Here is a 9,895-nt window from a genome sequence, read left to right as displayed (position 1 = left end):
CCGGTGGCCGCCGCCCGGCGTCCCGGCGCGGCGCGGGTGGCGCCGATGCCGCATGGCGCCCTGGCGGCGTCGCGGCGCGCGGGCGAAGAAGCCCAAGCCTCTTCCTCTTCCGCGGAGCACGCCGATGCTGTGGGCTGCCGCCTGCACGCCCGTACCCACTGAGGGAGCGGCGCCGGCCCTGGCGGCCCTGGCGCACTGGGCGCTGCAGTTCACGCCCCGCGTGGCACGGGTGGAAGAGGCGGTGCTGCTGGAGCTGCGGGCAAGCCTGCGGCTCTTCGGCGGCGCGGCGGCGCTGCAGGCGCGCGTGCGCGCCGAGGCGCTGGAGCTGGGGGCCCTCACGCTGAGCTGGGGCGCGCCCACGGGCCTGGCGGCGCTGGCGCTGGCGCGCGCGGGGCATCCCGGGCCGGCCTGCTCCCATGAAATCCTGCCCTGCAGCCTGCTCGACGACCTGCCGCTGCAGACGCTGAGCGCCGCGCGGGCGCATGCGCCGACGCTGCTGCGCGCCGGTTGCCGCACGCTGGGCGCGCTGCGGCGGTTGCCGCGCGGCGGGCTGTCCCGGCGCTTCGGCGCGGAGCTGCTGCACGCGCTGGACCAGGCCTACGGCCTGCGCCCGGAGGCCTGGCGCTGGGAGACGCTACCCGAGGTCTTCGAGCTGGGGCTGGAGCTGCCCTGCCGCGTGGAGCAGGCCCCGGCGCTGGCGTTGGCGGCGCGGCGCCTGCTGCTGGCGCTGTGCGGCTGGCTGGCGGCGCGCCACGGTGGCGCCGTCGCCTTGCGCCTGCGCTGGGCGCACGACGCGATGCGCAGCCGCGCGGCCGGCGAGGGCGGCGAGCTGGCGCTGCGCATGGCCGAGCCCACGCGCGACCTGGCGTTCCTGCACCGGCTGTTGAGCGAGCACCTGCATCGCACCGAGCTGCGGGCGCCGGTGGGGGCGCTGCACCTGGCCTTGCTGGAGTGGCAGCCGCTGGCGCCGGACGGCGCGGAGCTGCTGCCGTCCACGCCGGCGCCGGGCGAGCCGATCGCGCAGGTGTTGCAGCGGCTGTCGGCGCGGCTGGGCGCGGAGCGGGTGCGGCGCTCGCTGCTGCTGGCGGACCACCGGCCGGAGTGGATGCAGCGCTGGCTGGACGTGCACGAGGCGCCGCCGCGCAGTGCCGCGCTGCCGCCGGCACAGGTGAGCGCGCTGCCGCAGCCGGGCTTCGTGCTGGCGCAACCGTTGCGCCTGGCGGTGCGGGACGAGCGGCCGGTCTACCAGGGTCCGCTGCAGTTGCTGGCGGGGCCGCACCGCATCGAGGGCGGCTGGTGGCAGCGCCTGCAGGGCGAGGCCGGCGAGCACAGCGGCCACGTGCAGCGCGACTACTGGCTGGCCTGGAGCCTGCACGCCGGGCTGCTGTGGATCTTCCAGACCCGGCTGGCCGACGACGCGACGGCCTGGTATCTGCATGGGTGTTTTGCTTGAGGCATTGAGGCGCGCGGTGCGGTTCCTCTCATCCCGTCAGCCAAAGCGTCACGCCTACTACTTCGTCATTCCCGCGAAGGCGGGAATCCAGGCGGCCCCCAAGTCGGCTGTAAGCAACGTCGTCAGAAAGCTGCTTTCCTGTCCTCGCGTCGCCAACATCGCGGCTCGCGATGGGCTGTGGGGCCGCCTGGGTCCCCGCCTGCGCGGGGATGACGAGGTAATAGGGCTGTCGCCCCTGCTCCGTCCTGCAGACAAGCCTCGACGTCTCCGAACAGCACTGCACCTGCATAGGGATGACAAGGCAGAGAGGCTGCTGCCCGTGCTCCGTCCCGCACACGAGTGACCCCGTGGTCACGCACAACAAGAACGAAAACGGCCCTTTTGCCCCTGGCCTGCCCGACTACGCCGAGCTCTGGTGCCTGTCCAACTTCAGCTTCCTGCGCGGCGCCAGCCACCCGGAGGAACTGGTCGAGCGCGCCGCGCAGCTCGGCTACCGCGCGCTGGCACTGACCGACGAGTGTTCGATGGCCGGCATCGTGCGCGCCCACGTGGCGGCGAAGCAGCATGGCCTGAAGCTGCTGGTGGGCACGCAGTTTCGCGTGCAACCCGACAGCGGCCTGGAGCACGGCGCCCAGGCGCCGCCCGGCTGCACCCTGGTCGTGCTGGCCTGCAACCTGGCGGGCTACGGCAACCTGTGCGAATTCATCACCCGGCTGCGCCGCGCCAGCGGCAAGGGCACTTACGCGCCACCGCGGCTGGCGGACTTCCATCCCGGGGCCCTGGCCGACTGCCTGCTGCTGGCCGCGCCGGATCGCGGCGCCACCACCGAACAGATCGAAGCCCTGGCGTGCTGGCAAGCCGAACGCTTCCACGGCCGCTGCTGGCTGATCGCCAACCTGCTGCGCCAGCTGGACGACGCGCTGCACCTGGAGCGGCTGCGCGAGGCGGCCGCTCGCGCGGGCGTGCCGCCGGTGGCCGCGGGCGACGTGCACATGCACCGGCGTTCGCGCAAGCCGCTGCAGGACGTGCTCACCGCCACGCGGCTCAAGCGCCCGCTGGCGCTGTGCGGTTTCAACTTGCAGCCCAGCGCCGAGCGCCATTTGCGCACGCGGCTGCGGCTGGCGCAGACCTGTGCCCCGGAACTGCTGGCGCAAACGCTGGAGGTCGCCGCGCGCTGCGGCTTCTCGCTCGACGAGCTGCGTTACCGCTACCCGGGCGAGCTGGTGCCGCGGGGGCACACGCCGGCGTCGTGGCTGCGCCAGCTCGCCTGGGAGGGCGCGGGGCGGCGCTGGCCGCAGGGCATTGCGGAAGCGGTGCAGACGCAGGTGGAGCACGAGCTGGCGCTGATCGAGGAGCTGGGCTACGAGCATTACTTCCTGACCGTGGCCGACATCGTGGAGTTCGCGCGTTCGCGCGGCATCCTGTGCCAGGGGCGCGGCAGCGCGGCCAACTCGGTGGTGTGCTTCTGCCTGGGCGTGACGGAGGTGGACCCGGCGCGCATGAGCCTGCTGTTCGAGCGCTTCATCAGCCGCGAGCGCAACGAGCCGCCGGACATCGACATCGACTTCGAGCACGAGCGGCGCGAGGAGGTCATTCAATACCTCTACGGCAAGTACGGCCGCGAGCGCGCGGCGCTGGCGGCCACCGTCATCACCTACCGCGTGCGCAGCGCCGTGCGCGACGTGGGCAAGGCGCTGGGCCTGTCGGACGAGGTGGTGCAGGCGCTGGCGCGCGACCACCAGTGGTGGGACGGCCCGCGGTTGCGCGCGCAGCGTTTCGCACGGCTGGGGCTGGATGCGGGCTCGCTGCTGATGCGCCAGTTCACGACCCTGGTGGAGCAGCTGGTGGGCTTTCCGCGGCACCTGTCGCAGCACACCGGCGGCTTCGTGCTGACGCAGGGGCCGCTGGCGCGGCTGGTGCCGATGGAGAACGCCGCCATGGCCGGGCGCACCGTCATCGAGTGGGACAAGGACGACCTGGACGCCGTGGGGCTGCTCAAGGTGGACGTGCTGGCGCTGGGCATGCTCACCGCGATGCGCAAGGCGCTGGATCTCGTCGGGCAGCTCAAGGGCCATGCCTTCGCGCTGCAGGACATCCCGGCCGAGGACGAGGCCACCTACGACATGGTGTGCCGCGCCGACACGGTGGGCGTGTTCCAGATCGAGAGCCGGGCGCAGCAGGCGATGCTGCCGCGCCTGCGGCCGCGCTGCTTCTACGACCTGGTGATCGAGGTCGCCATCGTGCGCCCGGGGCCGATCCAGGGCGGCATGGTGCATCCCTACCTGCGCCGGCGCGAGGGCAAGGAGGCCGTCACCTTCCCCGGCGAGGGGCTGCGGCGGGCGCTGGAGCGCACGCTGGGCGTGCCGGTGTTCCAGGAGCAGGTGATGCAGGTGGCGATGCTGGCGGCCGGCTTCTCGCCGGGCGAGGCCGACGCCCTGCGCCGCAGCATGGCGGCGTGGCGGCGCAAGGGGGATCTGGTGCTCTACCACGACCGCATCGTGCGGGGCATGACCGAGCGCGGCTACGACCCGGCCTTCGCGCGCTCGATCTTCGAGCAGATCAAGGGCTTCTCGGAATACGGCTTCCCGGAGAGCCATGCGGCCTCGTTCGCGCTGCTGGTGTACGCGAGCAGCTGGATCAAGTGCCACCACCCGGCGGCCTTCCTGGCCGCGATGCTGAACTCGCAGCCGCTGGGTTTTTATACGCCGTGGCAGCTGGTACAGGACGCCAGGCGCCACGGCGTGGAGGTGCGGCCGGTGGACGTGATGCACAGCGACTGGGACTGCACGCTGGAAGCGGTGGTGCCGCCGCTCAGGCCGGGCCCCTGCAAGGCCGAGCTGGTCGAGGCGCTGCGGCATCCGCGCTCGGAGGAGGGCGCGCGTGCGCCGGCCGTGCGCCTGGGCCTGCGCCTGGTGGCCGGCTTCGGCGAGGAGGCCGCGCGCCGCATCGCCGAGGCGCGGCGCGTTCAACCCTTCGACGACGTGGAGGACCTGGCGCGCCGCGCCCGGCTGGACGCGCGCGCGATGCGGCTGCTGGCCGGGGCCGATGCGCTGATGAGCCTGGCCGGGCATCGCCGCCAGCAGGTGTGGGAGGCGGCGGCCTGGAGCGCGCCGCCGGCGCTGCTGAGCGAGGCGCCGGTGCGGGAGGACTTCATCGAGCTGCCGCCGGCGCCGGAGGGCGAGGAGATCGTGTTCGACCACGCCGCCACGGGGCTGACGTTGCGCCGGCATCCGCTGGCGCTGCTGCGTCCGCTGCTGGAGCAGCGGCGGCTGATGACGGTGGCGCAGTTGCTGGCGCAGCCGCATGGGCGCCTGGTGCGCGCCTGCGGGCTGGTGACGCTGCGCCAGCAGCCCGGCACGGCCAAGGGCGTGGTGTTCGTGACGCTGGAGGACGAGACCGGCGTGGTGCAGGTGATCTGCTGGAAGCGCATCCGCGAGCGCCAGCGCGAGGCGCTGCTGCGCTCGCGGCTGCTGGCGGTGCACGGGCGCTGGCAGCGCGAGGGGGACGTTTGCGCCCTGGTGGCGGGCTGGCTGCAGGACCTCACGCCGCTGCTGGGGAGGTTCGTGGCGGGGAGCCGGGATTTCAGGTGAGCGCAGGCATGCCGCGGCGCTGTCGGCCCCGTGCCGCACGCCAGCCCCGCAATCCGCTGTGCTGTGGCTACCGGCTCACGCCGGCCACGGCACAGCGGCCGAGGCCGCCTCGCGCTGGGCCAATGGTGCCTGGCCATGCACGGCCACGGTGCCGCGCCCTTGCTGCTTGGCCGCGTACATCGCGTGGTCGGCCTGCTGCAGCAGCCCGGTGGCCGTGCTGCCCGGGCCGGCCAGCGCGATACCCACGCTGCAGGACAGGGCCGAGGACGGCATCGCGCCCACGACGGCTTGCAGGACCTTCTGCGCCAGGGCGCGGGCCGGTGCCTCCTCGCCGATGCCGTCGGCCAGCAGCACGAACTCGTCGCCCCCCAGCCGCGCCAGCACGTCGTTGCCGCGCACGCACTCGCGCAGCCGGGCGGCCACCGCCACCAGCGCCGCGTCGCCGGCCTGGTGGCCCTGCGTGTCGTTGAGCCGCTTGAAGCCGTCCAGGTCCAGGAACAGCAGCGCGGCGGGCACGCCATGGCGGTCCAGGCGGTACAGCGCCTGGATCAGTGCATCCATGAAGGCCCGCCGGTTGAGCAGCCCGGTGAGCGCGTCCTGCCGCGCCATGGCCTGCAGCGCCGACTCCAGGCGCTTGCGCTCGGTGATGTCGCGCATGAAGCCGGTGAATTCCCAGCTGCCTTCGACATGCGTGCCGCTCCAGCTCAGCTCGATCGTCATCTCGCGGCCGTCGCGGTGCACGGCCTGCAGTTCCAGGCGGCTGGGCCTGACGGCTTCGCCGGCCTCGCGAAGGCAGCTCAGGCCGTCGTCGTGGGAGTCGCACAGCGGCTGCGCAAAGATCAGCGCGGCCATGGGGCGTCCCACGGCTTCCTGGGCGCTCCAGCCGAACAGCCGCTCCGCGGCGGGGTTCCACTCCATCACCACGCCCCGCGCGTCCATCGACACGATGGCGTCGTGGGCATGCTGCAGCATCGCGCGCAGCCGTGCCTCGCTGGCGTGCAGCCGTGTCGCCATCTGCATGCGCAGGCCGAAGGCGACCTGGCGGCCCAGCGCGCCGCCCAGGCTGGCGCCCAGCAGCTCCAGCGTCTGGAGGTCGTCCTCGTCGAAGCCCCGCAGCTTGCGCGACATCACCTTCAGCACCCCGACCGCGTCGCCGCGGCAGTACAGCGGCGTGCACACCATGGAACGGATGCCGAGGCGCCGGCAGGCGTCGCGGTTGACGCGCGGGTCGTCGTCGGTGTCCTGGCTGTAGAGGATCTCCCCGCGCGCCACGCACAGGCCCGAGAGGCTGCGCTCGCGCTGGAGCCGCAACCCGACGTGGCGCGCCAGGGCCGGGCTGGCGCAGCGGTAGACCATCTCCTCGCCCTCAACCAGTTCCACCACCGCGCCGTCCGCGCCGGTGAGCGCCTGCAGGCTGTCCACCACCTGCTGCATGAAGGCGTCGAGGTCCAGGTGCGCATTCGTCAATTGGGCCTGCACCTGGATGATGCTGCGCAGTCGTTCGAGTTGGGGCGTCGCGGAGGCCATGGGGGTGGAAGCGGATTTCCAAGCGGTCCCGCCTTGAAAATCGGAAAACGGCGATCAAAAGCACGTTTTCGGCGCTTTGTGCGATTGATTTAGCCTATTTGGAGTCCAGGAGGCGAAATAAGTGCGGCTGTCGGAAGTAAGGCTGCGGACAGCCCAATGGGGTGAAAAATTGTTTGCTTACCTCATGACTTCGGTTCCGCGCGCTCAGTCAAATCAACGGCTTGAATATTGAGTGCATTTTTGTTTACTTAATTGCCAAAACGATGATGTCGTCATGCCCGCTTTCGCGGGCATGACGACAGTTCTGGTAGGGCCTGGGCTTCGGTACGCCACCCGTACCACGGGGCAGCCGTTCTTCTTTCAGCCGCCGCGAATCAACCGATGCGCACCGGCACGAAAATCCTGCTGTCCCCGCGCTGGATCAGCAGTGCCACCGATTTGTCGGACTTGGACACCACCTCGCGCACCTGCTCGACGCTCCTGACCGGCGTGCCGTTGACGGCCACCAGCACGTCACCGGGCTGCACGCCCGCGCGCGCCGAGGGGCCGGTGGCGTTCTCCACCACCAGGCCGGCGTCCACGCCCGCGCCGCGTCGCTCCTGGGGCTGCAGCGGGCGCAGCGCCAGGCCCAGCTTGGCCTGCTGGCCCGGCGCGGCGCTGTCGTCGGCCTGCGCCACCTCGGCCGAACGCTCGGCCGCGTCGCCCAGCTTGGCGCTGAGCTCCTCGCGCTTGCCGTGGCGCCAGACCTCCAGCGTCACCTGCTCGCCGGGGCTGGACTGGCCGATGAGCGCGGGCAGGTCGCCCGAAGAAACGATGGGCTGGCCGTTGACCTTGCGGATCACGTCGCCCACCTGCAGCCCCGCCTTGGCGGCCGGGCCGCCGGCGTCCACGCTGGCCACCAGCGCGCCCTCGGGCTTGTCGAGCTTGAAGGAGTCGGCCAGCGTCTGGTTGACCTCCTGGATCGCCACGCCCAGCCGCGCATGGCTGGCCTTGCCCGTGGCCACGATCTGGTCCTTGACCTTGGTCGCCAGCTCGATGGGGATCGCGAACGACAGCCCCATGTAGCCGCCGGAGCGGCTGTAGATCTGCGAGTTGATGCCCACCACCTCGCCGCGCGCGTTGAACAGCGGGCCGCCGGAGTTGCCGGGGTTGACCGCCACGTCGGTCTGGATGAAGGGCACGTAGCCGTCATCGGGCAGCGAGCGGCCCTTGGCGCTGACCACGCCCACGGTGACGCTGTTTTCGAAGCCGAAGGGCGAGCCGATGGCCGCCACCCACTCGCCCGGGCGCAGCTCGCGCGTGCTGCCCAGCGGCACCGTGGGCAGGCCCTTGGCGTCGATCTTGAGCACGGCCACGTCGGTCTTGGCGTCCTCGCCCAGCACCTTGGCCTGGAACTCGCGCCGGTCGGTGAGCTTGACCGTCACCTCCTTGGCGCCGTGTACGACGTGGGCGTTGGTCAGGATCACGCCGTCGGCGCTGACGATGAAGCCGGAGCCCTGGCCGCGCATGGGCTGCTGCTGCCCGCCGCGCGGGCCGGGAACCGCGAAGCCCGGCGGGCCGAAGCGGCGGAAGAACTCGAAGAAGGGATCGTTGGGGCTCATGCCCGGGGGCATGCCGCGCGGTGCGGCCCGCTCCTCGTCCTCGTCGTCGTTGCTCACCGCGCGCATGCCGCTGACGGCGATGTTGACCACCGCCGGACCGTGGCGCTCGGTGATCTGCGAGAAGTCGGGTGCGCCCGCCACGGCCACCGCGGGCGTGGTGCTCATGGCAGGGGCGTTGGCCGTGGCCGGCACGGCCGCGCCGGCGTGGTGGCTGCTGACGAAGGTGGCGCCGGCGCCACCGATCACGCCGGCCGCCAGCAGGGCCAGGGTCAGTCGGGCCGGGGACATCGACAGGGTGCTCATGGATGGGCTTCCTTGGCGAGAGTTGTCGTTGGACAGGCGGCCAATGTGCAGGCGGTCGCTTAGACGGCTCTTAAAAATGAGGGCCAGGGTGCGGTACGTCGGCGCCGACACACTTCGGACAAGCTTCGCGGCCCGGTTTCACAAACGCCTGACGATCAGCGCGCGCCTTTTGCGGACCATGGCGCCCTGCAGCAGCCGCACCGGTTGGTGCAAGTCGTTCAACACCACGGAAAAGCAGCACGCCATGGCCCAGCAGTCGAAGCTCATGAGGTTTGTGAAAGCCATTGGCGCGGCACTGCTGGCCTGCGGCGCCATGGGCGCGCAGGCGGACGTGGTGGGCAGTGTCACCTACGGCGTGGACCCCCTCGGCGCCGTCGAGGCCCAGGGCTTCCATGGCGTGCTCAAGGGCAACGACAGCAAGGGCATCAACCACCTGCTGGAGAACTGGGGCGGCAACTGGACACTGGCGGCCAAGGACAACACCGGCGGCGGCGGCGACGTCAGCAACGTCGTCAACGACATCCGCTTCCGCGTGGACGCGGGCGCCCAGGAATCGGAAGGCACCTGGACCCTCACCGGCGAAGGCCTGGCAGGCAGCCTGCTCCATCTGGACCTCGTGGTGGTGCTGAAGTCCAGCACCTATTACGCCCTCTACTACTTCCAGAACATCGAGTTCGACGGCTCCAGCGGCGGCGGCTGGCTCTCGCCCTCCTTCAACAAGAAGGGCATCCGCCAGGACCTCTCGCACCTGAGCGTCTACGTGCGCCCGGGCACCGACGAAGGCTTCATCTCGCCCCAGGGCGAAATGCTCCCGGGCGAGATGCCCATGGCCATGCCCGTGTACATGCCGCCCATGGCGGACGGGATGGCGGCCGCCGTGCCCGAGCCGGGCAGCCTGGCGCTGGCAGGGCTGGGCTTGCTGGGCCTGCTGGGCATCGGCCGCCGGAGCGCGCGCCGACGCGCCTGATTTCAGTCGCGCGCGTCGAAGCGCACTTCCACCCGCAGCCCGCCCAGCCGCGGCGAGCGCTCCAGACGCAGCGCCGCGCCGTGCAGCTCGGCGATGGCCTTGACGATCGCAAGCCCCAGGCCGCTGCCCGGGGCCTCGGTGCCGGGGACGCGGTGGAAGCGGTCCAGCACGCGCTCGCGCTCCGCCTCCGGGATGCCGGGGCCGCTGTCTTCCACCACCAGCCGCATCGACGCGCCCTCGCGCCGCACCGACAGGTCCACCGTGCCGCCTTCGGGCGTGTACTTCAGCGCGTTGTCCAGCAGGTTGCGCATGAGGATGCGCAGCGCCTCGGCGTGCCCGTGCACCTCTCCCGGCTCGGCCCGCGGCACGCCCAGGTCGATGCCGCGCGCCTGCGCCTGCGGCACGGCGTCGGCCACCGCCAGGCGCGCCACCTCGGCCAGCGCCACCGGCCGCG

7 protein-coding genes are annotated in these 9,895 nt (G+C 72.0%); 3 read left to right on the top strand and 4 right to left on the bottom strand.

The genetic code is table 11. The features are described 5' to 3' along the window. Window positions 1-124 precede the first annotated feature (124 nt). Both Q0741_RS16810 and Q0741_RS16805 read left to right on the top strand, forming a co-directional pair. Window positions 125-1,453: a DNA polymerase Y family protein gene (locus Q0741_RS16810; RefSeq protein ID WP_298234350.1), complete on the top strand. Its 1,329-nt coding sequence runs from the start codon at window positions 125-127 to the stop codon at window positions 1,451-1,453. 347 nt (window positions 1,454-1,800) lie between these two features. Further along, complete coding sequence (locus Q0741_RS16805; protein WP_298234349.1) at window positions 1,801-5,043, top strand: error-prone DNA polymerase; 3,243 nt, start codon at window positions 1,801-1,803, stop codon at window positions 5,041-5,043. A gap of 75 nt (window positions 5,044-5,118) precedes the next feature. On the opposite strand, the gene Q0741_RS16800 is transcribed toward Q0741_RS16805, so the two are convergent. The 3 genes from Q0741_RS16800 to Q0741_RS16790 form a co-directional block, all read right to left on the bottom strand. Further along, complete coding sequence (locus Q0741_RS16800) at window positions 5,119-6,570, bottom strand: diguanylate cyclase (protein WP_298234348.1); 1,452 nt, start codon at window positions 6,568-6,570, stop codon at window positions 5,119-5,121. A gap of 374 nt (window positions 6,571-6,944) precedes the next feature. Next, on the bottom strand, window positions 6,945-8,474 hold the full coding sequence (locus tag Q0741_RS16795; RefSeq protein ID WP_298234347.1) for a DegQ family serine endoprotease: 1,530 nt from the start codon (window positions 8,472-8,474) through the stop codon (window positions 6,945-6,947). Between the two features lie 138 nt (window positions 8,475-8,612). Continuing rightward, window positions 8,613-8,741, bottom strand: coding sequence for a hypothetical protein (locus Q0741_RS16790; protein WP_298234346.1), 129 nt, complete (start codon window positions 8,739-8,741; stop codon window positions 8,613-8,615). Between Q0741_RS16790 and Q0741_RS16785 the strand changes: the two genes are divergently transcribed. After that, window positions 8,740-9,441, top strand: a complete 702-nt coding sequence (locus Q0741_RS16785) for a PEP-CTERM sorting domain-containing protein (RefSeq protein WP_298234345.1) — start codon at window positions 8,740-8,742, stop codon at window positions 9,439-9,441. The two genes, Q0741_RS16790 and Q0741_RS16785, sit on opposite strands and share 2 nt — an antisense overlap. Window positions 9,442-9,443: 2 nt before the next feature. On the opposite strand, the gene Q0741_RS16780 is transcribed toward Q0741_RS16785, so the two are convergent. Next, on the bottom strand, window positions 9,444-9,895 hold a 452-nt coding region (locus Q0741_RS16780; protein ID WP_298234344.1), incomplete at its 5' end, for an ATP-binding protein.

This window comes from uncultured Azohydromonas sp., assembly GCF_937926365.1.
Taxonomy (GTDB): domain Bacteria; phylum Pseudomonadota; class Gammaproteobacteria; order Burkholderiales; family Burkholderiaceae_C; genus Azohydromonas.
The sequence above is the reverse complement of the archived record's forward strand: the minus strand, read 5'-3'. Positions and strand labels throughout refer to the sequence as shown.

Bases quoted from the DNA above. Each gene is read 5' to 3' on its own strand.
- Q0741_RS16785 (WP_298234345.1), top strand. From the start codon at position 8,740: ATGAGGTTTGTGAAAGCCATTGGCGCGGCACTGCTGGCCTGCGGCGCC.
- Q0741_RS16790 (WP_298234346.1), bottom strand. From the start codon at position 8,741: ATGAGCTTCGACTGCTGGGCCATGGCGTGCTGCTTTTCCGTGGTGTTG.
- Q0741_RS16800 (WP_298234348.1), bottom strand. From the start codon at position 6,570: ATGGCCTCCGCGACGCCCCAACTCGAACGACTGCGCAGCATCATCCAG.
- Q0741_RS16795 (WP_298234347.1), bottom strand. From the start codon at position 8,474: ATGAGCACCCTGTCGATGTCCCCGGCCCGACTGACCCTGGCCCTGCTG.
- Q0741_RS16810 (WP_298234350.1), top strand. From the start codon at position 125: ATGCTGTGGGCTGCCGCCTGCACGCCCGTACCCACTGAGGGAGCGGCG.